The 23,491-nt window shown below is 41.0% G+C and carries 23 protein-coding genes; 6 read left to right on the top strand and 17 right to left on the bottom strand.

Annotated features, from left to right (window positions below; genetic code table 11):
- Positions 1-24: 24 nt before the first annotated feature.
- Together I6J03_RS20565 and I6J03_RS20570 are read left to right on the top strand one after the other, a co-directional pair.
- Entirely contained in the window at positions 25-4,362 is a 4,338-nt protein-coding gene (locus tag I6J03_RS20565) for a CusA/CzcA family heavy metal efflux RND transporter (RefSeq protein ID WP_201693948.1), read from the top strand.
- A gap of 2 nt (positions 4,363-4,364) precedes the next feature.
- Positions 4,365-5,612, top strand: coding sequence for an efflux RND transporter periplasmic adaptor subunit (locus I6J03_RS20570; protein ID WP_003005698.1), 1,248 nt, complete (start codon positions 4,365-4,367; stop codon positions 5,610-5,612).
- Positions 5,613-5,758: 146 nt separating this feature from the next.
- On the opposite strand, the gene nfi is transcribed toward I6J03_RS20570, so the two are convergent.
- From nfi to I6J03_RS20610, 8 genes are all read right to left on the bottom strand, one after another.
- Entirely contained in the window at positions 5,759-6,466 is a 708-nt protein-coding gene (gene nfi, locus I6J03_RS20575) for a deoxyribonuclease V (RefSeq protein WP_003005700.1), read from the bottom strand.
- A complete protein-coding gene (locus I6J03_RS20580) occupies positions 6,466-7,671 on the bottom strand; it encodes a DUF763 domain-containing protein (RefSeq protein ID WP_003005702.1) in 1,206 nt (401 codons plus the stop codon). Before I6J03_RS20580 ends, nfi begins: the two co-directional genes overlap by 1 nt.
- 92 nt (positions 7,672-7,763) lie before the next feature.
- Positions 7,764-8,348: a hypothetical protein gene (locus I6J03_RS20585; RefSeq protein ID WP_003005704.1), complete on the bottom strand. Its 585-nt coding sequence runs from the start codon at positions 8,346-8,348 to the stop codon at positions 7,764-7,766.
- A 118-nt stretch (positions 8,349-8,466) separates the two neighbouring features.
- Positions 8,467-9,192, bottom strand: coding sequence for an SDR family oxidoreductase (locus tag I6J03_RS20590; protein ID WP_201693950.1), 726 nt, complete (start codon positions 9,190-9,192; stop codon positions 8,467-8,469).
- Positions 9,193-9,216: 24 nt separating this feature from the next.
- Positions 9,217-9,882, bottom strand: coding sequence for a YiiX family permuted papain-like enzyme (locus I6J03_RS20595; RefSeq protein WP_003005712.1), 666 nt, complete (start codon positions 9,880-9,882; stop codon positions 9,217-9,219).
- Positions 9,883-9,894: 12 nt separating this feature from the next.
- Positions 9,895-10,248: a bleomycin resistance protein gene (locus I6J03_RS20600; protein WP_003005714.1), complete on the bottom strand. Its 354-nt coding sequence runs from the start codon at positions 10,246-10,248 to the stop codon at positions 9,895-9,897.
- A gap of 15 nt (positions 10,249-10,263) precedes the next feature.
- Entirely contained in the window at positions 10,264-10,791 is a 528-nt protein-coding gene (locus tag I6J03_RS20605; protein ID WP_003005716.1) for a hypothetical protein, read from the bottom strand.
- A gap of 21 nt (positions 10,792-10,812) precedes the next feature.
- Positions 10,813-11,268, bottom strand: a complete 456-nt coding sequence (locus I6J03_RS20610; protein ID WP_003005718.1) for a DUF695 domain-containing protein — start codon at positions 11,266-11,268, stop codon at positions 10,813-10,815.
- Positions 11,269-11,350: 82 nt separating this feature from the next.
- Between I6J03_RS20610 and I6J03_RS20615 the strand changes: the two genes are divergently transcribed.
- Positions 11,351-11,884, top strand: coding sequence for a GNAT family N-acetyltransferase (locus I6J03_RS20615; RefSeq protein WP_003005720.1), 534 nt, complete (start codon positions 11,351-11,353; stop codon positions 11,882-11,884).
- Between the two features lie 39 nt (positions 11,885-11,923).
- Here the strand turns inward: I6J03_RS20615 and I6J03_RS20620 are convergent, their stop codons facing one another.
- Positions 11,924-13,312 carry an MFS transporter gene (locus I6J03_RS20620; protein ID WP_201693952.1) on the bottom strand — a complete coding sequence of 463 codons (1,389 nt, stop codon included), beginning with the start codon at positions 13,310-13,312 and terminating at the stop codon, positions 11,924-11,926.
- Positions 13,313-13,456: 144 nt separating this feature from the next.
- On the opposite strand from I6J03_RS20620, the gene I6J03_RS20625 reads away from it, so the two are divergent.
- Together I6J03_RS20625 and I6J03_RS20630 are read left to right on the top strand one after the other, a co-directional pair.
- Entirely contained in the window at positions 13,457-13,927 is a 471-nt protein-coding gene (locus I6J03_RS20625) for an Lrp/AsnC family transcriptional regulator (protein ID WP_003005726.1), read from the top strand.
- Between the two features lie 25 nt (positions 13,928-13,952).
- Complete coding sequence (locus I6J03_RS20630) at positions 13,953-15,149, top strand: threonine aldolase family protein (protein WP_201693954.1); 1,197 nt, start codon at positions 13,953-13,955, stop codon at positions 15,147-15,149.
- A gap of 96 nt (positions 15,150-15,245) precedes the next feature.
- On the opposite strand, the gene I6J03_RS20635 is transcribed toward I6J03_RS20630, so the two are convergent.
- The gene (locus I6J03_RS20635; protein ID WP_003005730.1) at positions 15,246-15,437 is read right to left on the bottom strand and encodes a hypothetical protein; all 192 of its coding nucleotides are present in this window, start codon (positions 15,435-15,437) and stop codon (positions 15,246-15,248) included.
- A 131-nt stretch (positions 15,438-15,568) separates the two neighbouring features.
- On the opposite strand from I6J03_RS20635, the gene I6J03_RS20640 reads away from it, so the two are divergent.
- Entirely contained in the window at positions 15,569-15,991 is a 423-nt protein-coding gene (locus I6J03_RS20640) for a hypothetical protein (RefSeq protein WP_232279669.1), read from the top strand.
- Positions 15,992-16,037: 46 nt separating this feature from the next.
- On the opposite strand, the gene I6J03_RS20645 is transcribed toward I6J03_RS20640, so the two are convergent.
- The 7 genes from I6J03_RS20645 to I6J03_RS20675 form a co-directional block, all read right to left on the bottom strand.
- On the bottom strand, positions 16,038-16,514 hold the full coding sequence (locus tag I6J03_RS20645; protein ID WP_003005734.1) for a hypothetical protein: 477 nt from the start codon (positions 16,512-16,514) through the stop codon (positions 16,038-16,040).
- 476 nt (positions 16,515-16,990) lie between these two features.
- Positions 16,991-18,235 (bottom strand): sulfate adenylyltransferase subunit 1, encoded by a 1,245-nt coding sequence (locus I6J03_RS20650; RefSeq protein WP_039989876.1) that lies wholly within the window; start codon positions 18,233-18,235, stop codon positions 16,991-16,993.
- 70 nt (positions 18,236-18,305) lie between these two features.
- The gene (gene cysD, locus I6J03_RS20655; RefSeq protein ID WP_003005737.1) at positions 18,306-19,196 is read right to left on the bottom strand and encodes a sulfate adenylyltransferase subunit CysD; all 891 of its coding nucleotides are present in this window, start codon (positions 19,194-19,196) and stop codon (positions 18,306-18,308) included.
- A gap of 13 nt (positions 19,197-19,209) precedes the next feature.
- On the bottom strand, positions 19,210-19,911 hold the full coding sequence (locus I6J03_RS20660) for a phosphoadenylyl-sulfate reductase (RefSeq protein ID WP_003005738.1): 702 nt from the start codon (positions 19,909-19,911) through the stop codon (positions 19,210-19,212).
- Positions 19,901-20,482 carry a precorrin-2 dehydrogenase/sirohydrochlorin ferrochelatase family protein gene (locus tag I6J03_RS20665; protein ID WP_003005739.1) on the bottom strand — a complete coding sequence of 194 codons (582 nt, stop codon included), beginning with the start codon at positions 20,480-20,482 and terminating at the stop codon, positions 19,901-19,903. The genes I6J03_RS20660 and I6J03_RS20665 overlap by 11 nt, the downstream gene beginning before the upstream one ends.
- Positions 20,483-21,241, bottom strand: a complete 759-nt coding sequence (cobA, locus tag I6J03_RS20670; protein ID WP_003005740.1) for a uroporphyrinogen-III C-methyltransferase — start codon at positions 21,239-21,241, stop codon at positions 20,483-20,485. It lies immediately after the preceding gene.
- A 10-nt stretch (positions 21,242-21,251) separates the two neighbouring features.
- Positions 21,252-23,363 (bottom strand): HEPN domain-containing protein, encoded by a 2,112-nt coding sequence (locus I6J03_RS20675; protein ID WP_003005741.1) that lies wholly within the window; start codon positions 23,361-23,363, stop codon positions 21,252-21,254.
- Positions 23,364-23,491 lie beyond the last annotated feature (128 nt).

The following is a 23,491-nucleotide window of genomic DNA, read 5'->3' on the forward strand; positions in this document are numbered from 1 at the left end:
TCGTTAATTAATTATGTTATTATTATGTTGAACGCAATTATCCGATTCAGTATCCGGAATAAGATTGTAATCGGATTATTTACTCTGATACTTATAATCTGGGGTGTATGGAGTGCCATGCATATCCCAATTGATGCTAATCCTGACATTACAAACAATCAGGTACAGATCATTACCCGATCTCCTTCTCTTGCCACACAAGAGGTAGAGCAGTTTGTATCCTATCCCATTGAGCAACAGCTCATGAACATTCCCGATCTTATTGAGTTGAGATCCATTTCCCGATTCGGCCTCTCGGTCGTGACGGCAGTATTTGACGATGATGTCAATATCTATTTTGCAAGACAGCTGATTAATGAAAAATTAAATGAAGCTGTACAAAACATTCCTGAAGGTATGGGCACGCCTGAACTGGCACCTATCAGTACCGGACTGGGAGAAATATATCAATATGTATTGCATCCCGCCAAAGGTGCAGAAGATAAATACTCTGCGGCTGATCTCCGTACATTACAAGACTGGCTTATTGCCAGACAGCTTTACGGTACTCCCGGCGTAGCGGAAGTTAATAGTTTTGGAGGTAAATTAAAGCAATATGAGGTATCTATTGATCCTTATCGCCTACGTGCGATGAATCTGGGGATTAATGATGTATTCAATGCACTGGAAGCAAATAATCAAAATACAGGAGGAGCCTATATAGATAAAAAACCTAATGCCTATTTTATACGTGGTGTGGGTTTACTTTCGGATATGGAAGATATCCGGAATACTGTAATCCGAAAACGAAATGGCGTACCGGTCTATATCAGAGACGTAGCACAAGTCCGCGAAGGATCTGCTGTACGCTACGGCGCGCTGACCTACAATGGCGAAAAAGAAGCCGTAGGGGGTATAGTACTGATGCTGAAAGGATCAAACAGTGCTCAGGTAGTAGGTGCTGTAAAAGAGAAACTCAAAGTAATCGAAAAATCACTTCCCAAAGATGTTGTCATTGAAGCTTTTTCTGACCGCACTCAATTGGTTAACCGTGCTATCAATACCGTACAGACTAACCTGATCGAAGGAGCACTTATTGTCATTTTCGTTCTGATTATTTTCCTCGGAAATCTGCGGGCAGGTCTGATCGTGGCATCTGCTATTCCGATTTCCATGCTTTTTGCATTGGGGATGATGCGTATGTTTGGTGTCAGCGCCAATCTGATGAGTCTTGGAGCTATTGATTTTGGACTTATCATAGACGGATCACTGATTATCGTCGAAGCCACGATGCACCACCTGGGGCTTCGAAAATCCAATCAACCACTTACACAGGCTGAAATGGACGAAGAAGTGTATCAATCTTCTTCTAAGATTCGTAACAGTGCGGCTTTCGGTGAAATAATTATTTTGATTGTATATATCCCTATTCTGACTCTTGTAGGAATAGAAGGAAAAATGTTCAAGCCTATGGCACAAACCGTGAGTTTTGCAATTATTGGTGCACTAATCCTTTCACTGACCTATATACCAATGATGAGCGCACTGTTTCTGTCTAAAAAACCACATACCAAAGTTACTTTTGCAGACAGGTTGATGAACGCATTGCAACGCTGGTATCAGCCGCTGATCAAAAAAGCAGTACGTATCAGAAAGGTACTGGTTGCTGCTGCTGTGGCAGTATTCGCCTTTTCCATTTTTCTGTTTTCAAAGATGGGCAGTGAATTCATTCCTCAGCTTAAGGAAGGTGATTATGCATTCCACTGTATTCTGCCTCAGGGAGCTTCTCTAGCACAGAGTATAGAAACATCTATGGAAGCCGCCCGTATACTGAAAAAATTTCCTGAAGTGAAAACAGTAGTCGGCAAGACGGGAAGTGCAGAGATACCCACTGACCCTATGCCTCCTGAAGCTACGGATCTTATTGTGACCCTCAAGCCCATTAAGGAATGGACCGGAGGAGACACGTATACAGGCCTTGCTAATCGCATGATGGATTCGCTATCCGTTATTCCGGGAACATTTTTTGAAGCATCACAACCTATACAGATGCGATTTAATGAATTGATGACCGGAGTAAGACAGGATGTTGCGGTCAAGATTTTTGGAGAAAATATTGACACACTGGCTTCTCTGGCAAGCAAGGTGGGCCAAGTGGTACAATCCGTAGATGGTGCTTCTGAACCTCAGGTAGAGCGCACAACCGGACTACCACAGATATCCATTGAATATAACCGCGCACAGCTGGGACTGCACGGACTCACCGTTTCTGAGATCAACAAAATGGTCTCTATGGCTTTTGCAGGAAGCAGTGCAGGATCCATTTATGAAAATGAGCGTCGTTTTGATCTGGTTGTACGCCTGGACAGTAATTATAAGACTTCTATCGAAGATGTCCGTAATCTTCCGGTGGTTACCGGGGAGGGAGAACAGGTTCCGTTAAGCCAATTGGCTGACATTTCGATGAAAGATGGTCCTGCACAGATCAGTCGCGAAGATGGTAAACGAAGAGTTGTTATCGGATTCAACATCAAGGGCAGAGATGTAACATCTGTAGTAAATGATATTCAGACAAAATTAAATGAGTTGAATATTCTTCCTACAGGTTATTACTACACATTCGGAGGTACATTTGAAAATCTTAAAGAAGCTTCTAACAGATTGATGATTGCCGTTCCGGTAGCACTGCTGCTTATTTTTATGTTATTATACTTCACTTTCCGTTCCATTAAAGAATCTATACTTATCTATACAGCTATTCCCATGAGTGCTATAGGAGGTATATTCGCCCTTCTGTTACGGGATATGCCTTTCAGTATATCTGCAGGGGTCGGATTTATCGCTTTGTTCGGAGTCGCTGTACTTAACGGTATTGTATTGATATCGACTTTCAATCAATTGGAAAAAGAAGGTGTTCACGATGTGTTTGAGCGCGTATGGAAAGGGACTACGATACGACTAAGACCTGTATTGATGACCGCAACTGTTGCTTCATTAGGTTTCTTGCCTATGGCACTCAGTACGGGAGCAGGGGCAGAAGTACAGAAACCACTGGCTACAGTTGTGATCGGCGGTTTGATTTCAGCTACATTGCTGACACTATTTGTGCTGCCAAGTCTGTATGTACTTTTCTTTAACAAAAGCAATAAAATGAATGGTATTGCAACCAAGACACTTCCATTAATACTGGCTATTATGTTATTTGTTCCGGCTCAGCAATCTTTTGCCCAGCAGGGAGCAACACGTATTACGTTGGAAAGTGCAATAAAACAGGCCATGACGGCTAATCTGGATATCAAAAAAACCACACTCCAGGCAGATAAGTTTAAAGTAGAAAGTGCTAAAACTTTTGATGGCAAGACAGGAATATTTGTGGAGAATGAGGATATGGCACCGCTTGATCCACAAGGGATATGGAAAGTCGGAGTCTCTCAGAATTTTAACTGGCCGGGGTTCTATAAAGCACGTAAAGCTTATTTAAGTAAAAATGTTGAAATATCTGCCATGCAGCTTGAAGAGATCAAGGCGCGCATCACCAGAGATGTATCGACTAATTACTATGAGCTAACGTATCTTGAAGCCAGACAACGCCTGTTTCAACAATTGGACAGTATCTATCAGGAATTATTCCGTGCGGCAGATCTGCGTGTACAGACCGGAGAAGCGGCAGGACTGGAACGTATAGCGGCCGAAACCAAATGGCAGGAGAATAAAGCACTCCTGATACAGAATCATCAGGATCTGTTGATATCAGCTCAAAATCTCAGCGTGATACTGAATCAGAATACGTTTCTGTTACCAAATGAAAAAGAACTTATCAAAATCTCTTTCAATAAGCGTGATATTACAGCCGCTTCCCATCCGTTGGTTCGTATTCAGGAAAAGAATGTGGAACTGGCAGAAGCCGGAATACGGGTAGAGAAAAAAGGAAAAATGCCGGATTTCTCAGGGCGTGTATTCTCTCAACGGCTATGGGGACAAAAGAATCCATTTACAGGATTTTCTGTAACTGCTAATTTCCCTGTATTTTCCTCGGGATACTACAATAATAAAGTAAAGGCTGCACAACTGGAGTCTGACATTCAACAGCAGGGACTTCTGCAGGTACAACAAGTGCTGTCTGCAGACATTCAAAATGCAGAAAACGAACGCATAAAAAATGAAGGTCAGCTTCAGTTCTATGAAACTTCAGGTTTGAAGCAGGCAGAAGCGATTATCAAAGCGGCAAATCTGGGCTATCAAAGCGGCGAAATCAGTTATGCTGAGTTAAGCCAGTTTCTGACACAATCTATAGATATCAAGATCAACTATCTGAATGCGCTCAATGCATACAATAAGAGTGTCGTTAATTATCAATATTTCCAAACATCAATCAATAAATAGACATGAAGATCAACATAATTTATCCAACCTTATTATGTGCAATTGCCCTCTCTTTATCGGGGTGTAGCGGAAGTTCGGCGCCTTCAAAAGAAGCAGGCGAACATGCGGAAGGCGAATCCGAACATGAAAATGAATCTACAACGTCTCTGACAGAAGCACAGTTCAAACAAATCGGGCTAACATATACTTCTGTTACGCAGCAGGTTTTGAGTGACGGACTTGTTTTGAACGGGCAACTTACTGTTCCAAATGACAAAAAAGCCTTTGTAACTTCTGTCTTTGGCGGTGTATTACAACAATTGTTTGTACAGCAAGGTGATGTGGTTAGCAAAGGACAGCGTATAGGAGTAATCAATAATCCGGATCTGATCAAGACACAGGAACAGCTACAACTTACGCACAATCAGATTAAACTGGCTGAAGTAGAGCTCTTACGTCAAAAGGAGCTGGTAGAAGGTAATGCTGCTCCTTTGAAACGCCTGCAACAAGTAGAAATGGAACTGGCCAACTTAAGAGCACAACGAAACAGTCTTCAAAAACAGCTGATCGCAGGTGGCGGATCTACGCAAATGTCATCGCAGGTATCCATTATTGCTCCGATGTCCGGCACGATATCTACAATAGCAGCGCAAATTGGTTCGAACATCAATGCATCCAGTCCAATTCTGGAAATCGTTAATAACGAATCGCTGCACGTAGACGTATATGTCTATGAAAAGGATCTTCCTAAGGTCAGAAAAGGACAACTTATCCGTTTTTCTGCAGTGAACAATCCCGAACTATCTTACGAAGCACGTATCGATCAGATAGGGCAGGCTTTTGAAGCGCAGACGAATGCGGTAGCTGTGCACGCCCAGGTATTAGGAGATAAAACAGGATTGATCAACGGTATGCAGGTTCAGGCTAATCTGATTGTATCAGACAATAAAGTGAATGCTGTTCCTAACGAAGCCATTGTATCCGCTCAGGGACAGGACTATATATTTATTCTGACAGATGCGCACCGTGAAGAGGAGCATCACCAAAGCGGTCATGAAGGAGAAGAACATGCGCATTCTCATGATGAGAAAGCGGTTACAGAGAAAGCGACATTAGTATATGAAAGGATACCTGTTATAAAAGGTGTCTCTGCACATGGTTATACAGCAATTACTCCAACCAAAGAAATTGGCGCCAATGACAAGGTTGTTCATAAAGGAGCATTTTTCTTATTAGCCAAAATGACAAATTCAGGAGAACATTCACATTAACTATATTTTTTTCTAATGCAGGGTGGAGTTATCCCTTTTCCATTAATTTGGGAGAGGGATTCTCTTTTTTACAGTTCTTCTTTACTAAGGGGTATTCGGAAACCAGATGAGGTAGCAATAATTGAATGTGCTCGGGCCATGACTATTTAAAACAAACTTAAAGGCTGCTGAACCTCATGATAACCCGGTTTAAGTTTACCTGTTCTAAAATCATTCACAATGTTATGAGCCAGTCGGGTAGGTTCGGGAATACGATATCGACCCGTACACTGACGTATTACTTCCAGACTTTTTTCCACAGACAGTCCGTATCCCGGAGATATATACACGGGCTTGACAGCTTCTTTAGTACGTAATAGATGACCTATAGTTTTTGTTCCCTCTACTATTGGCGTCGACGCCCCCCTGTTAGGTGTCAGATCAGCATGACGGCCATACAACGAATTCTTGGCACATCCAATAGTTGCCTGTCCGGTAAGCACTCCAAAGTGGGAAGCAATTCCCATTTGTCTGGGATGCAGGATCCCTTGTCCGTCTAACACCAGTACATCTGGTCTGACCGGAAGTAAAGACCAGGCATTCAGCAAAGCAGGTACCTCCCGAAAGGCAAGATAACCGGGAATATAGGGAAATGACGAATGTCCGGTAGCTAATGCATATGAACGCAGCGTCATATCCGGATAATCCAGTATGACGATAGCTGCAAACAGGATTTCGCTATCCTTGTTATAGGAAATATCAGCTCCGCCAATAGTATATATAGCCTGAGTATCAGGACGATCAAAGCGAAGCTTATGACGCAAATCTTGCTGTATATCTGTTGCTTCCGGTAGTGTAAGTTTATTATAGTCCATTAATCAAAAAGATTAAGTTGTGCTGAAAGGGGAGATTTTGCTTTTCCAAATACTGTTCGCCCCCCGTATTTCCAGGAGTCAGCACGTTCCTTTTCTATTACTTTATCAAAGTTGTCATTCGGTGTAAATCCTTCTTCCATACGGCTTGCAACCTGAGAAAGTGATTTGATAGCCTGCGACTTATCTGAATTTCCTAATCTGGAACGTTGTATCGCATTCTGCAAGGTTTGTATTGTATCATCATACACGGTGATCGGAACAGGGAAGGGGTGACCATCTTTACCTCCGTGAGCAAATGAAAATCTTGCCGGATCCCGGAATCGTGAAGGACTCCCATGTATGACTTCGCTGACTAAGGCAAGCGACTGGAGTGTACGCGGTCCCATTCCTTTCAGTAATAATAATTGTTCAAAGTGCTGTATGTTATTATCCTGTGCTAACCATAATACAGATCCCAGTCTTTTCAGATCCACGTTTTCTGCACGGACATCATGATGAGCTGGCATAACCAGGTGAGTAAGCTCTTTTAGGATGCGTTCGGGATTTTCAGCCAGTACACTTAACATTGCTTCTTTAATCGGACGTGCAGCCTTATCTGTAAGATTGAGAATCTCGCCACAGTTTTGCCCATAAATAAAGGTGTGTGGTTCTTCTGTGAATGATTGTACTGCAGCAGAATGCCAGTGATAACGTCTGGCTGTACTGCTCGCATCGCTCATCCCTTGCTGAATCACTGTCCAGTGTCCTTCATTACTGACCACAAAATTATGCTGGTAGAGTTGGAAACCATCCTGAACAGCGGTATTATCAACCTTTGCAGCCAATTTGCTGCACCTTACCATATCTGCAGCATCTAATCCGTTATATTCTGCAAACCGTGCAAGTTCGAGGGGAGTTTGACGGGATAGTTTACCTTTGCCGCCACAGACATAAATACCAAATTCTTTAGCATGGGGGTTAATACTTCTCTTCAGTGCACCCATTACGGAAGTAGTGATACCTGAAGAATGCCAGTCCATACCCATTACGGCCCCCAGACTCTGAAACCAGAAAGGATTGCTTAGTCTGCTCAAAAGTTCATTCTTACCTTTATGACTGATAATCTCTTCTACAATCGCCAAACCCAATTTACCCATACGCTCTGCAAGCCACAGTGGGACATGACCATAGTGTAAAGGTAAATCTGCTGTGCCGGATCGATTCATATTACTAACAAATTTAGTAAAAATAATTTGTAATAAGAAAGTAATCCTTTTTATCCAGACTCCTGAACGGTGCTAATCTTTAAATGTGAACTTTATTTAACCTCTTTAAACTTTCCATTTTCCTGTAAGATGTAAATATGCGTTTCTTTTGTCGGCTCTTCCTGCATGTAGTTCCAGTCTTCGATAGTGATTTTACCTTTTTCGATAGTACTGATTTTGCGGAAAGCGGATTCTGCGACTTCATCATATGCAACGGACAGGATATCGATGATTTTATAGTTTTTATCAACTGTCAGAATGCTCGTACATAATTCCATTTCGCCTTTATGATATGTAATCACTACTGTTTCAAACTTTTCAGAGAATGGTATGCTGTAATTTATATTAAAATCAGCGGCATCTTCAATAGCCTTTTCAAGATTAAGCTTCTTAATAAGTTCAGGATTTTGTTTAGCAGGTTTGTAATTATCAAAATTAGTAGAATCCGTTACAGGAAATTGCTTTACAGGAATACCTGTCCATGTCAGATCTTTGGTATCTGAAACCGGTTTGCTTATCGTATCAACAGATACTACAGAAGAGATTGAATCTCCGGCGGACAGATCTTTTTTATTTTCGGGCGTGCTGTTGCATGAATATAAAAGAACAAAAGGAATAGCAAATAGTATAGTTTTCATTTAAATAATGTACTAAATTTTAAAGATGTAAAAATAAGATTATTGGAAATCTATTAATGTCAATAATTATTCCAATATCATTGGTAAAAGTGATATTCAGCCTGTCTGAGCCAACAAATTATACATTTGTATCTTTCATAGCAGGCATAGTGATTTCTTTGACACAGCTTGCTTTTGAGGTTGACAGAATAAATCGTACAGCCGCCATTACGTCCTGCAGAGGAATAAGTTCGGCATGCGTTTGTTCTAAGACTTTATTCAGGTCTTCTTCATATTCAAATTCAGTAGCCAGGTATCCCAGATTCAGAATGGACACGCCAATACCGTACCCCCGTAGATTTTCCCTTAATGCGTGTACAATTCCACGAAGGGCAAATTTAGTGGCCGAGAAAGTCACTTCTTTTCCATTATGATTCTCTAATCCCCAGGTAGAGCCGATCAATATAATCTTGGCATTTTCAGATTTCTTTAAGTTCTCTGTAAAACTCTGCACCGCCAGAAGACAGGATGAAATATTGGTATTGATCATAGTAAGGATTTCTTCCTTTGTATTATCCTTAAAATTGTATGCGTCTGAAAAAGCATTATGTTCCCATATGCCCACATTATAGATCAGGTAATCGATCCGGTTACTACCTATTGCATGACGGATACTTTCAGCGGATTCAACAGGATTTGCCAGATCAGCAGTGATCCATTCAATTTTATGATTCACTTCATGCAGATAATCGGGCTGGCTTCTTGAGATTCCATACACCTGATCTTCAGCTTTCGGGAGGTGTTTAGCTAAAGCTTTTCCTAAACCTTTACTGATACCGTATATTAAATAAGTATGATTAGTCATTGTATACTTTTCGTATGTAAGTACTTACTTCTGTGTAATCGTTTCGAGTAATTCACTTTCAAAGACTGCCGCAGGAGAAATTACCGTTTCATTCAGAGGGATATTATCACCATAGCGTTCCTTTAATTGGGCCTTGACAGCTGGATTCGTAAAATCAAAATCCTTTAACCGTTGCAACTTCCCCAGTTTTATTCCGGCAGCACGTTCATATATTTTATAGATCAGTTCAGAACAATAGATCTTGTCATCGCTCCATTCAAACCTGACGTCATAATCTCTGCCTTCCAGCATTTTACCTTCCTTTTTCATATTTGTCAGTATATCTGCTGTCAATACTTGATTAGCATTTTTAAGACGCCTGATCACGTACTGACTATTTTCACCTCTTGCGATCCAGTCAGAAAGAGCTGTTTTCTGTACCGGCTGTACAGCTTCCAGCACAACGTATTCCTCGCCTTCCTTAAAGATAATGCCACAGTGGGAGTAGGGAGAATTTGTAGCCAGCTGAATAGCTTTGCTTTGTTCAGAAAGAGAAGACTGAAAGATGAGGTCTGCTTCCCTTATGTTGGCTTGATCAGGTTTCTGATCCTGCTGTTGTGACAGGGAAGAGTTTTCCATGCTTTTACCGATGCAGGATATAAGAATAGTAAGAAGCAATAATGCGTTAAGAATCAGTAATATTTTTTTCATGATACAGCCAGATTATACTGTTCCCTGACCGAATGTCAACAGATTGTTGTCCGGGTCAAGTATAGAAAATTCGTGTTGTCCCCATGGCTTGATCTCCAGCGGGCCATTCGGATGTATACTAACGTTGTTATCCAGAAAAGACTGGTAGCATTCCTCTATATTATCTGTCCGGATATATACCTGTCCATAATTTTCCAAAGGATCGAGTTCCCGAAACAGGAAGAAATGAATCTCAATATTCTCCTTTCGGATCATTATATAATCTCCATAGTCTCCGATTAGTCCAAAGGCTAATTCTTTCGTATAAAATGCCAGTGTGATAGCCTTATCACGCATTGGTAATTTGGGATGAATAGCAGTAAGCATTATAAAATCATTTAATTAGAATTCAAAAAGCTGCAGCAAAGCACTTCCCATATGTTGCAATTTACGGGTATAGTCATCTTTACAGGCTTCATTAATTTCACCTTCCCGGTTATATATCTCATCCAACTGACTGTTCAGATCTGCATATTGCAGCCAGCTTTCAAAATCGATGTGCAACTCTACAAAATTATGCAGCCCCATTTGTCCCTGATTGTGATCATAAAAATACAGCTTATGTTCACGGTCAAACAGCCAGAAATCTCCCTGACCATTCTGTCCGAAAATCCAAAAGCGGGCAATATCCTGTCGGGCATATTTCTCCGGCCAGTAACCGGGATCTGCAAATGCGCTGGTTTCCTTCCAGGCCTCTGCAGCAGCAAAGAGTGTACATTCAGAAGAGATATCCAGAGTCCTTATCTGCTTAACCAGATCTGTATAAGACAATGCAAAAGGAAAATCAACTGACTGAGGAAATGTGCTCGGCGCTTTACCTTGTGACAGTATATCCTGTTTGATTTGTTCGGCTGATCTTAGTGTAAGCATAGTACTCTATTGAAGATCTTATTACATGTCATTTAAAAGATTATCCACATTATCCCAATTCTCATCGTCGCTTATTTCACAATCAAAGTTGACCAGCCGGTTTGGGTCTGCTTCCAGTTCATTGAGCTTCCCGATTGCACTCTCCACATCATCCACATACATTTCTATCGATATTCCGCTGTCTGTCGTGATGCGGGCCACAATATGACATACACACACTTCCCTTAGCTGTTGTGTAAAATAATCCTCTATATCTCCATAATCCAGATCTTCATTTTGAAGATTAAATTCATCATTCAGCAGATCTACCGAGATGAAGCAATTAAACATACATTCCTGTTTATAAGGATAATCTGCATAGGCTTTATCCACCCAGCAAGTAGCCGGTTTTCCGGAGTCGGTATCCATTAAAAAAAGTGTAATACTATTTGCCGGGTATATGCTTTGTGTATCGGCCTTAATTTTATTCCATTCCATAGTTGTATAATGCTTATCTATGCTCAAATGTATAAATTTACGTTTACAAATAAGCTATTACATATAATACAATACTTTATCCATGGAGGACATCAGAATACTGAATAAAGATGAATTATTTCGCATTAAAGAGATTGATCGTTCAGAAGAAATTGCTGAACTGTATGTTTATACGCAAGGCCGTTTGGTATTAATACCACACATAGAGTCTGTCAGCGGATTTGATCCGGCAGAACTGGAAGAAATAACAGTCCGTCAGCATAAGTTAGTAAGTGAAGGCGGAGTAGTATATGGTGCTTTTGATCAGGATAAACTGATAGGAACAGCTTCTGTAGACTACAAACGCATTGGAGTGAAGCACAACTACCGCAAGATGGATATTCTGTATGTAAGCCATACTTATCAGGGAAAGGGGATAGGCCGACAGCTTTTGAATGCCTGTAAGAATTCTGCTTTGAACTTTGGGGCAGACAAACTTTATATTTCTGCCACCCCAACACGCAATACTATAGATTTTTATCTTAAAAATGGCGCCAGACTGACTACGGAACTGAATAATGAGCTATTTGCTGCAGAGCCAGATGATATCCATCTGGAAATGGACATTACAATGTAAACAGCGCAGATTATGTACTATATAGTCCTACTCAAACTATTAGGATAAGGCCAGATCGGTTTGCCTGATCTTCTGATCCGCTAAAATGAGGTACAGCAACAGGCCTATAGCTATCAGTGCATATACAACCAGAATACCTATACTCAACCCTCCGACAACCCATTCGGAAGGGAATAACTGACTAAGCAAGGTCATAAATGAAAGACCTATTCCGGCTCCCAGAAAGTAGCTGGTACTTGTCAGACTGGAGGCGATACCATAGCATGCGGGATCGACACCACGAATCCCCAAAACTGACAGGCTGGTGAAGCAGAATGTCATTCCTATCCCTGAAATACAAGCCGCTCCAAGCAATACTAACACAATAGGATGTCCTGTATAGACCGAGACAAAGAGAGAAACAGCTCCTAAAAACATGCAGAACCAACCCAGAATACCCATTCTGACCGGATTCAATATTTTAGATATTTGAGGCAATACAAACTTGGCAACCAGTGCGGACAATATACTGAAAGGCACCAGCATAAGACCGGCTGCAGCGGCAGTATGTCCCATATCTTTTTGCAACATCAGCGAAATAAGAAATAAAAAGCCTATAAAAAATGCACCTAACGTAAAAAAAGCAAGATTGGAAACGACCAATGAGGTATTTCTGAATAACTTAAGATCGATCAGCGGTTCGCTAACTGATCTCAATCGCATAAATACAAGTATCAGAAGAACTACGGCAAGCAATAATGAACCTCCCACAAGAACGGGATGCTGTGCAATATGCATCAGTTCATGCGTACCGTATGTCAGACTCAATAATCCCAACACAAGGAGGATACCCGACACAGTATCTGTTTTTGCCCGGATACTTTGCTTCTCATCTGCAGGCAGATAGAAAATTGCCAGTACCAGCGTCAGCAACAATATAGGGACATTGATTAGAAATACCCAGTGCCAGCTCAGGTAGGTACTTATAATACCTCCAATAGAAAGGCCGCTGCCGGATCCTATAGCTGCAAATGAACTGAAAACACCTAATGCACGATTGCGCTCCTGTGTTTCTCTGAATGTATTGGTCACTAATGATAGCGCTGCCGGCATAATAAGTGCTGCACCAAGCCCCTGCAAGGCTCGGAAAACGGCCAACATTATAAAATCTGTCGATAGTCCGGCGCCTAATGAGGTAAACATAAACAGTGCCGCACCCCATAAAAAAATCTTTTTGCGTCCCACCTGATCCGAAAGTTTACCGCCTATAATCAGAAAACCTCCAAAAAACAGCACATACAACGTCTGCAACCATTGTACACTGTCACTGCCTATACCAAATTGCTCCTGTATTGCGGGAATAGTGAGATTGATAATAGCAATGTCCAGTGCTTCTACAAATGTACCTACGGATGCTAAGATTAAGATGAGATTTTTTCTCGTTTGCATGTGCTTGAAATTTCTGACAAAATTACCTTTCAAAGAACGTATGTTAAAATTATTGGCTAAATTTGGAACAAAACAACAATAAAATATTGAATTAAATATCAATCGTTCCGATCCAACACCTTTAATTCGCTCAAAACAGAACAAATGCAACAGGAAAACTATATACTCGATGAAAAAGACCTGGCTATTCTTCGGTTACTGCAAAAAGATGCCAAATTAAGTGTAAGGGATATTGCCACACGGATCAATCTGAGTGCAACTCCTACACATGAGCGTATCAAACGCATGGAGAAACAGGGAGTTATACGGGAATACACGACAGTGGTAGACCGCAAAAAGGTCAACAAGGGTATGATGGTGCTTTGCATGATAGCCCTTAGTGCACATAATAAGAAAGCAGCCGGAAAATTTATTGAGGAAGTGGTCAGACTTAAGGAAGTGGTCGAATTTTATAATATAAGCGGTGATTTTGATTTTATGCTTAAAATTCTGGCTCCTAATATGGATGATTTTCATGATTTTTTTGTCAATAAATTATCTGAAATTGAGGGGATCGGACAAACAAAAAGTATTTTTGTGATGAATAGTATTAAGGAAACTCATCAGATCCTTTAATTTTATTGTTTTAGATTATATACCTATGTCATCTTTTAAACGTCGGGATTTTTTAAAGTTATCCGGTTTGGCGCTTCCCGCAATCACTCAGATTGTTCCTTCAACCAGTTTTGCAGATTCAGCATCTAAGGAGCAAATTCTGAAAGATAGCGATGCCGTATATTTTATTAATGATGGTATTTTCTACAGGCCTGATGATTTCATCGCACAATTGCAGGTTATACAGGTTAAAGATCCGATAGAGCGGGACAGCTATGCGACTGACGGCACCATGAAGAAGCTGCTGGATAAGTGTATAAAAATAACCGGCAAAGAGGCGGCTATTTATATGCCATCCGGAACACTTGCGAATCAACTGGCGATATCCGTGCTGGGGAAATCAGCTACAAAAGCATTTGTGCAGGAAAAAAGTCATGTGTACAGAGATGAAGGCGATGCAGCTCAGACATTATTCAATAAACGATTGATCCCGCTTGCGACAGACAATCACTGGTTTGATCAGAAGGAACTGCAACAAGCTGTAGATGTACATGAGCAGGGAGAGGCTTTCGCTGTTCCCGGAGCCGTTGTTTCCATCGAAACTCCTGTAAGAAGAGCGGATAACCGGGTATTCCCGCTCGAAGAAATAAAGAAAATAGCCGAATATTGCCGCATAAAGGGCTACAAAATGCACCTTGACGGAGCGAGACTGCATGTGGCATCGGCATATACTGGTCATGCTATAGCTGACTATGCTCAATACTTTGACACGGTATATTTATGCCTGTATAAATACCTCGGAGCTACCGGAGGCGCTGTACTCTGCGGAGATAAGGCTGTCATTGATCAGATGCATCATCTGGTCAAAATCCACGGCGGAGGTGTTTTTACCAACTGGCCTAATGCTGCCATGGCGCTCCATCACCTGGAAGATATTGATCGTGTAATGAAGGAAGTAAAGGATAAATCCCAAACGCTTTTCAATCTCTTTAATCAGTTGGATGGTATTCATGTCGAACATCCGGAGCACGGAAGTAATATCAGCCTGATGAAAATAGGGAAGGGGATAGACAGTGTAAAGTTAAGAGGGCATCTGCGCCATGAACATAATATTATCCTTGGTCAACCCCGACAAGGGGATGGAATGATTGCTGTAAAGACGAATGCAACTTTATTAAGACGGACTAATAGTCAGCTTGTATCTGCTTTTGAGGACGCCATCCGAATGGCAAAAATTCCCTGATTGCAGACCGGTTTAACCAGAAACAGGCTTATTACATTGATGCTGAGTTGTAATAAGCCTGTCAGTTGACCTTGAAACAGATAAACATTTGTTTTTCTAAGTTTTAGATCTGTTTCTGAAGTTTTTTATTAAAATAAAAACAGAAAAAGCAAAGGTGAGGCCGTAGATAATGGCTAATCCCTTATGTAAAACTTTAAAATGCTCAAAGTCTATTTGCTTGTATAAGGCAGATCCGACAATGATGGCTGCAATACCAAAAATAAATGATGATGCTTTGTTCTTTTCCATGAGTTAATTCTTATTGGCGAAACTAATTTAGAAATATTCAGGTATATAGACAAGGACATGAAAAAAATCATCACTAATAATTGGATTATGTTCAGCTGAATTTCAGTAATTTTATGAAAAATACATTTTCTATGAAACATAGACTTTTTATTATTGCTGTATTGATCTCCTTTGTTTTTATGTCTGAAGTACAGGCGCAGTCAAAAACTGTTGCTACCAACGATTTTTCAATCGCAGGAAAGGAAATAAGTAATTTTGCCGGCAAATATTCAAGTGAAGGAGAAGAAATCGGCGTGATTGCTTTTGATATGTCACAAACAGGAACAAAAGTGGAAGGGAAGGCCCGCTATATGACTTTTGGAAAAAAAGCAAAAACGGTGACCTTATCCGTTAATGGAAATATTAAAAGTGACATCGCTTATATCCAGTTTAAAGATCAGAAAGATACAGTTGTAGCCAAAGGAACACTGAGCATAGACGGAGAAGATACACTTATTTTTAAGCAGACGACTTCCTCCGGTCTTATACCACTTGAGGCTGTTTTGCTGAGGTAGGTTTATGGGGTGTTGACTATCTTATAAATTTAAAATTAAATGGGATTTAAATATCTTTTAAAACGTTAATCTGATATTTGTCTTCACTTTTTCCTTTTTCCCAAATAAAATCTCCGTTCCAGAATATTTTTCCAATTCGGATAACATGCTTATCTCTATACAATTCTGCTTTTAACGTATCTTCCTCTACTATATCTTTCCATTTAATTGTAATAATTGACTCTCTATATACTGGGGAGAAAGTCATGTTTAAAATATTAGATTCACCTTTTTTAGTTACCGAATAACCATCTATTGGTGGCGTGTCTGGAGTATCGTAGCCAGCCGTAAGGTATTCCTGACCATCGTTGATTCCCGAGTGCGTGATTTTCTCGACTTTGAGCCGTCCGTCTAAGAGATTTTTTCCTTTCTGATCCTTAATATCCAATCCAAATTCAGCATCAAGACTGTAATATGTAGAATTTTTAGAGCAGGAAAATAACAAAATTGTAAATACAGGAATTAAATAATAAAACTTTTTCATAATTATGTTTTTATAATTTAACGAATATAGAGATAAAAACTCTACACTTTTTAAATTTTAACATTAATTTTCAAAACCACAAGCAGTCTGCCAACTTACGTCATTTTTCAACATGGCAGATTAAAGTCTTCACCAAAGCCATTGAAGAACTCAGTCATTATGCATTGGATGCTGTGAACGAACTGTAGCTGAATCCTGTATAATTCAAATATGTATAAATGTCCTATAATTTATATTATGTTAAGTAGTATTTTAAAGACTCCCTTACATTCCTATAATTCCCTAAAAATTCCACTACTTTTAATGTTCTTAAATTCTATAGCTAGATACCAATCATACAGCATTTGTTAGAAAATTCCGGAACACCATATTAAAAGCAGTTGTAGCAGGCATGCAGTCAACAGACGGAAAACGTTAAACAAAAAAACGGACTTCAAATCCTGAAGTCCGTTATAATTTTTTTTTACAATTTTTATTTAAGCCACATTTTCGATAATCAGCGCACCGACAGTCAGATTGGTTCGCGGATCAATCAAGATTGCACGGGCATTTGCAGGATTATCAGATGCGCGGTCAAAAATAATATCCTCAGCAGCTTTTACTTCCACTTTTCCGATATCATTGAGTTTGATCGGTTCATTGTACAAATATTCCTGCGTATTGATATCAATCTTATGCAGCACATCCTGAATCTTGACTTTAGTCAGTTTGCTGTGATACTGTATCAAATATACCTGAGCGGTATCCAGCGGTTTGTTGTCAAACCAGCAGATGTTTGCTTCAAACTGTCGTTCGGCCAGAGCCGGATTTTCTGCAGAAACAATAATATCTCCACGGCTAATATCCACATCATCAGCAAGATGCACAATTACAGATTGTCCGTTTTCAGCCTTCTCAAGATGTTTTCCATTCAATTCAATCGCTTTAATACTACTCTCTGTACCTGAAGGCAGGATCAACACTTTATCGCCAACCGACAGCCCCTCTCCCACTACTCTTCCCGCATAGCCGCGGTAATCGTGCAATTCTTCCGTCTGCGGACGAACAATCCATTGTACCGGAAACCGCCAGTTTTCATTTGTATTTTCCTCAAATTCAACCGATTCCAGATAATCCAGCAAAGACGGGCCGTCATACCAGTTCATTCGGGTTGACTTATGAACGATATTATCGCCTTTTAAGGCCGATACCGGTAGATAGTCCACATGCGTCAATCCCAATTTTTGAGCCAGTTGTTCGTAGTCATGCTTTATATTTTCAAATACATCCTGCTCATACTCCACCATATCCATTTTATTGACGCATACCAGGACCTTTTTCAGAGATAATAATTTAGCCAAAAAAGAATGGCGCTTTGTTTGTTCAATAACACCTTTGCGGGCATCAATCAATACAATAATCAGATCCGAATTAGACGCTCCGGTTACCATGTTGCGGGTATATTGAATATGTCCGGGAGCATCGGCGATAATGAATTTACGGTTTTCCGTTTGAAAATATTTGTAGGCCACATCTATAGTGATGCCCTGTTCACGTTCCGCTTTCAGTCCGTCAGTCAGAATCGCCAGATCCACTGTTCCGTCATCATTCTTACGATTCGCTTTCTGAATAGCTTCCAGCTGATCGTCTAATATAGAGTCTGTATCATAAAGCAGGCGTCCGATCAGCGTACTTTTGCCGTCATCAACAGATCCTGCTGTTATAAACTTAAGTATATTCATTTTAGTAATTTGCTTGAGATTTGAATAATTTATACCATCTGAAATAAGGTCGGGTCTATCTTTAATCTCCTTAAAAATATCCTGCTTTCTTACGGTCTTCCATTGCTGCCTCGGAGACTTTGTCATCCATACGCGCTCCGCGTTCACTGACAGTAGACGCTTTGATTTCAGCAATAATATCATCAAGTTCCACCGCTTTGGAATCTACAGCAGCCGTACAGGTCATATCACCTACAGTTCTGAATCTTACAGACTTACGCTCTACTACATCTTCCTCATCAATATGCAGGAAAGATGCTGCTGCCATCAGTTGTCCGTTGCGTGTCACGACATCTCTTTCATGGCTGAAATAGATACTTGGCAAGGCTATATTTTCACGTTTGATATAATTCCACACATCCAGTTCCGTCCAGTTTGAAATCGGAAATACCCGTACATTTTCCCCTTTATGAATCTTTCCGTTCAGGATATTCCACAGCTCCGGACGCTGGCGTTTCGGATCCCATTGTCCGAACTCGTCCCGTACCGAAAATATGCGTTCTTTTGCTCTTGCCTTCTCCTCATCCCTTCTGGCTCCTCCTATACAGGCATCAAACTGATATTTTTCTATTGTATCCAGTAAAGTGACCGTCTGAAGGGCATTACGGCTGGCATTTTTACCTTTCTGCTCCACCACTTTGCCTGCATCAATACTGTCTTGTACATATCCTACAATAAGTTTTTCACCCAATTCATTAATCAGCCAGTCACGGTATTCAATGGTTTCGGGGAAGTTGTGTCCTGTATCAATATGTACCAGCGGAAAAGGAAATCTTCCTGGTCTGAAGGCCTTTTTGGCTAAATGTACCAGCGTGATTGAATCTTTTCCTCCGGAGAATAGCAGCGCAGGATTCTCAAATTGACCTGCCACTTCACGCAGGATATAAATGGCTTCTGCCTCCAAATGATCTAAATAATCCATCTATGCTACTTTGTTATTTTGTTGTAATATGTAATCCACACTCTTTCTTACTCTGATCTTCCCACCACCAGCGTCCGGCTCTGAAGTCTTCACCTTCCTGTACCGCACGTGTGCAGGGCTGGCAGCCTATGCTCGGAAATCCCTTGTCATGCAGGCTGTTATACGGAATATGCTCCGTTTTGACATACTGTTTTACCTGATCAAAACTCCAGTCAAACAAGGGGTGCACTTTTATAATCTGATTGACTTCATCATACTCTACAAAGTCCATATCATGCCGATTCGGCGATTGCTCAGCACGTATACCAGTCACCCATATCTTATAACCGGCCAATGCCCGGCGTAAAGGTTCAATTTTGCGGATATGACAACACTGTTTGCGGTTGTCTACCGATTCATAAAAAGCATTAGGTCCTTTGGACGAAACAAACTCCTGCAGCAATTCTTCATTGGGCGCATACGCGCGTATAGGTAATCCTAATCTATCCAGCGTACGGCTCCAAAGTGAATATGTCTCTTTAAACAATCGTCCCGTATCCAATGTAAATACCTGAATATCCAGATGATTCTGTCCGATCCATTCTGTGATAATCTGATCCTCAATTCCGAATGAAGTAGAAAACACAACCTTTCCGGGGTACTGTATGCTCAGCTCACGAAGCAACTCCGCACCCTCTTTTCCTCCTAATGCTGCTTTTATCGTATTAGTATCCATCCTGTTCAATCAAACTTTTAGTGTGTTCGTTCAGTGTTTTGACTTTATATTCAAAGTCACCCTTCAGTTTATCCCGCAACTGGCTCATCAGTTCCAGTGTTTCATCAATTTCCTCCGGCAAAAGATCCTGTAAGAGATCCTTTACTCTTTTAGCGATTGTAGGAGACTTTCCATTCGTAGAAATAGCCACCTTGAGGTTTCCCTTTCGCACAATAGATCCGAGGTAGAAATCACATAAAGCCGGCTTATCTGCTGCATTAAGTAAAATATTCTGCTGTTGGGTCAATACCCGGATTTCTTCATTCAGTTCCGGATTATTGGTTGCCGAGATCACCAGTTGTTTATCCTGTAAGTCTGCAGCGACAAATTCACGCTCAAATAGCTCTACATGAGGATAAGCTGCAGCCAGTGACTTCAGTTCAGTCTTAATCTCTTTACCTACAATAGTAAGCTGTACCTGGCTGTCCTGTGCTGTAAGTGCCTGAAATTTTTCAAGTGCCACAGTACCTCCGCCTACCAAAAGGGTACGGATCTGATTAAGCTTGATAAATATAGGAAACAGTGTATTCATTTACAATGCCAATGCTTGTTCTTTGATCTTGTTAAATTCACGGTGTTTGGCCACGACCTCACCCAATACAATAATGGCCGGTACACCGATACGGCGTTCCTGCGATTCATCCAGAATATCGTCAATCGTGCCTAATACCACTTTTTCGTTGGGTAGGGATCCGTTCTGGATTAATGCAACAGGGAGGTCACCTCTGTTGTGGCGTTGATAGAGTGCTACAATCTCCCTGAGCTTGCCATACCCCATTAGCACGACTACAGTCGCATTAGAGCGTACCGCCAGTTCGAGATCAGAAGACATCGATCCGTCAGATTTCGCACCAGTAATTACCCAGAAACTTTCGCTTATACCTCTGTATGTCAAAGGAATCTGCTGTAATCCGGTCAGTCCGATAGAAGACGATATGCCCGGAATAACTTCAGTCTCTATATTATGCTCACGTAAGAAATCAATTTCTTCGCCACCTCTTCCGAATACAAAAGGATCGCCACCTTTGAGACGGACAACGTTTCCATAATTGACGGCATAGTCCACAAGTAAGCGGTTTATTTCATCCTGAGAGGCCGAAAGTTGTTCAGCCCGCTTACCTACATATATTTTGACGCAGTCTAGCCGTGCGTGATCCAGCAGCTCTCCGCTGATTAATGCATCATACAGAATGACATTGGCATGCTGAATCGCTTTTAATCCTTTGACACTGATCAAATCCGGATCTCCGGGGCCGGCACCCACTAAGGTAACTTTTGCTTGTCTGTTCATGTGCTCCCTCTTAACTTTCTTGTACCTGTTGTATTAAATTCTTTTTGGTGTATACTTCATTGAAAAAGGCTACTGAACGAGCCATATAAGCTTTAGCGAATGCCTGTCCGGGTTCATTTTTACTGATCTGAAGCACCGTATCTGCAAATGAGGGTTCAAACTGATATTCGCCAGCCTCTACAAAGTGGGTGTCAAACTCCTGAATCACGGCGTTCTGCGTACTTACATTGATTCCTTTTTCTAATAATAAAGCTTTGGCACATTGTACAAAGGCATTGTATGCATGATAAATTGAATCTGCATATTTATCTTCTGCATAGGCTGATCTGGCCCATGTTATTTTTTCCTCCGCTTCATATATAAGAGTAGCCACAAGATCTATCACCACACCGGCACATTCTCCTACACCTATAGCTGTAGCGAATGTCTCCTGATGCCCCCAGTCTATGTATTCATCATCAGACAAATTAGTCAGATCTGAAAGTGGTTTTAACAGCGTATAGAAGTAATTCTTACCCTGACGATCATAGTAAGCGTGAAAATCCTCTTCTCCGATTGCTTCCTTTTTATAATCATTCAATACCAGATCCACCACATGCAGAACACGTTTGGTTGGCACTTTAATAATGCGTTCTGCGACCCTTCCGAAGCCGTCGCCAACAGTTCCACCTCCGATCATAACCTGAGCAGCAGGAACGACTTTGCCATTCGCTTTTACAGAACTGCCATGAAATCCTATATGCGCCAGACCATGCTGACCACAGGAATTCATACAGCCTGATATTTTGATTTTCAACCTGCGGTTATAGATAAAATCCTGATGAAATTCCTGTATATAGGTTTCGATAACCCGTGCCATTTCAGTACTGTTGGAAATACCCAGATTACAGGTATCTGTACCGGGGCACGTCGTCACATCTGCCGTGCTTTCAAATCCCGGAGAAGCCAGTTCCAACCGGGTTAGCAAATTGAAAATATGGGGCAAAGATGCTGCTGTAGCATACTTCAACAGCAAACCCTGATTCTGTGTAATACGGATATCATCTGCAATCAGTCCGCGTAAGCCTTCGATCAGTTTCCTGGATTTGGCAGTAGGCAGATCCCCGGTGGATACTTTTACAAACACTCCGTAATAGCCTTCCTGTTTCTGCGCAAAAGTATTGGTCTCTTTCCAAAGCACATAAGCTTCTGAATCACTAAGATCAATTGCTGCCAATGCACTTGTATCCGGAGCTTCAGGCTGTACTATACGCGTCCGGTCTACATCGTAGCGTTTTACCTTATTTGCGATTTTCTCCTCTTCGATCAGGCGAATTACTTCTTCCAGACCCAGTTTCTGGATCAGGTATTTAAAGCGTGCCTTATTACGATTGTTGCGTTCGCCATGGCGGTCAAATACACGCAATGTCGCTTCTATATAAGGGATAAGTTCTTCTTCAGGCAGAAATTCATTGGTGATACTCGCCAGAAAAGGCTGTGAACCCAATCCTCCGCCAAGCATAACTTTGAATCCGCGGATTTCTTTCCCGTCGATAGTTTTGATTTTAGGAATGAACCCAAGGTCATGTATATATGAGAATGCGGTATCATCTTCTCCGGAAGAAAAGGACATTTTAAATTTACGTCCCATTTCGGCACATACCGGATTGCGTAAGAAATACTCGAAAGTCGCGTGTGCATAAGGCGATACATCAAACGGTTCATTCGGGTCGATACCCGCAGTGGCTGATGCCGTGACATTACGTACCGTATTTCCACAGGCTTCACGAAGTGTAATATCATCTTCCGCTAATTTGGCCCACAATTCAGGTGTACGGTCCAGACTTACATAATGGATCTGTATATCCTGACGTGTTGTAAAGTGCAGATTACGGCTGGCATACTCATCTGAAATATCTGCTATTTTGAGAATCTGCTTAAAAGTAACCTTACCAAACGGCAACTTGATCCGCACCATCTGTACACCAGGCTGACGCTGTCCATAAACTCCCCTGGCAAGGCGAAGAGATCTGAATTTTTCTTCCGGCAATTTGCCTTCTTTAAACAGACGAATCTTCTTTTCAAGATCAATAATCTCTTGCTCCACTACGGGATTCTCTAATTCTGTACGGAAACTTTGCATACACTTAATGATTTATTCTTTGGTCTTCATGACTGATGACGGATCAAATGTAAAAATAATTTTTTTAAAACCTATAATATCTACCAATTTAATATATATTTGTCATTATAAAATTTACAAGAGTATTT

It is taken from the genome of Sphingobacterium spiritivorum (assembly GCF_016724845.1).
Classification (GTDB): domain Bacteria; phylum Bacteroidota; class Bacteroidia; order Sphingobacteriales; family Sphingobacteriaceae; genus Sphingobacterium; species Sphingobacterium spiritivorum_A.

Excerpts from the sequence above, each read along its gene's own strand:
- I6J03_RS20630 (WP_201693954.1), top strand. The coding sequence starts at position 13,953 with ATGTCATCTTTTAAACGTCGGGATTTTTTAAAGTTATCCGGTTTGGCG.
- cobA (WP_003005740.1), bottom strand. The coding sequence starts at position 21,241 with ATGAACAGACAAGCAAAAGTTACCTTAGTGGGTGCCGGCCCCGGAGAT.
- I6J03_RS20565 (WP_201693948.1), top strand. The coding sequence starts at position 25 with ATGTTGAACGCAATTATCCGATTCAGTATCCGGAATAAGATTGTAATC.
- I6J03_RS20635 (WP_003005730.1), bottom strand. The coding sequence starts at position 15,437 with ATGGAAAAGAACAAAGCATCATCATTTATTTTTGGTATTGCAGCCATC.
- I6J03_RS20595 (WP_003005712.1), bottom strand. The coding sequence starts at position 9,882 with ATGAAAAAAATATTACTGATTCTTAACGCATTATTGCTTCTTACTATT.
- I6J03_RS20675 (WP_003005741.1), bottom strand. The coding sequence starts at position 23,363 with ATGCAAAGTTTCCGTACAGAATTAGAGAATCCCGTAGTGGAGCAAGAG.
- I6J03_RS20645 (WP_003005734.1), bottom strand. The coding sequence starts at position 16,514 with ATGAAAAAGTTTTATTATTTAATTCCTGTATTTACAATTTTGTTATTT.
- I6J03_RS20665 (WP_003005739.1), bottom strand. The coding sequence starts at position 20,482 with ATGAATACACTGTTTCCTATATTTATCAAGCTTAATCAGATCCGTACC.
- I6J03_RS20600 (WP_003005714.1), bottom strand. The coding sequence starts at position 10,248 with ATGCTTACTGCTATTCATCCCAAATTACCAATGCGTGATAAGGCTATC.
- cysD (WP_003005737.1), bottom strand. The coding sequence starts at position 19,196 with ATGGATTATTTAGATCATTTGGAGGCAGAAGCCATTTATATCCTGCGT.
- I6J03_RS20580 (WP_003005702.1), bottom strand. The coding sequence starts at position 7,671 with ATGAATCGATCCGGCACAGCAGATTTACCTTTACACTATGGTCATGTC.
- I6J03_RS20650 (WP_039989876.1), bottom strand. The coding sequence starts at position 18,235 with ATGAATATACTTAAGTTTATAACAGCAGGATCTGTTGATGACGGCAAA.
- I6J03_RS20570 (WP_003005698.1), top strand. The coding sequence starts at position 4,365 with ATGAAGATCAACATAATTTATCCAACCTTATTATGTGCAATTGCCCTC.
- I6J03_RS20660 (WP_003005738.1), bottom strand. The coding sequence starts at position 19,911 with ATGGATACTAATACGATAAAAGCAGCATTAGGAGGAAAAGAGGGTGCG.
- I6J03_RS20620 (WP_201693952.1), bottom strand. The coding sequence starts at position 13,312 with ATGCAAACGAGAAAAAATCTCATCTTAATCTTAGCATCCGTAGGTACA.
- I6J03_RS20640 (WP_232279669.1), top strand. The coding sequence starts at position 15,569 with ATGAAACATAGACTTTTTATTATTGCTGTATTGATCTCCTTTGTTTTT.
- I6J03_RS20610 (WP_003005718.1), bottom strand. The coding sequence starts at position 11,268 with ATGGAATGGAATAAAATTAAGGCCGATACACAAAGCATATACCCGGCA.
- I6J03_RS20605 (WP_003005716.1), bottom strand. The coding sequence starts at position 10,791 with ATGCTTACACTAAGATCAGCCGAACAAATCAAACAGGATATACTGTCA.
- I6J03_RS20590 (WP_201693950.1), bottom strand. The coding sequence starts at position 9,192 with ATGACTAATCATACTTATTTAATATACGGTATCAGTAAAGGTTTAGGA.
- I6J03_RS20625 (WP_003005726.1), top strand. The coding sequence starts at position 13,457 with ATGCAACAGGAAAACTATATACTCGATGAAAAAGACCTGGCTATTCTT.
- I6J03_RS20585 (WP_003005704.1), bottom strand. The coding sequence starts at position 8,348 with ATGAAAACTATACTATTTGCTATTCCTTTTGTTCTTTTATATTCATGC.
- nfi (WP_003005700.1), bottom strand. The coding sequence starts at position 6,466 with ATGGACTATAATAAACTTACACTACCGGAAGCAACAGATATACAGCAA.
- I6J03_RS20615 (WP_003005720.1), top strand. The coding sequence starts at position 11,351 with ATGGAGGACATCAGAATACTGAATAAAGATGAATTATTTCGCATTAAA.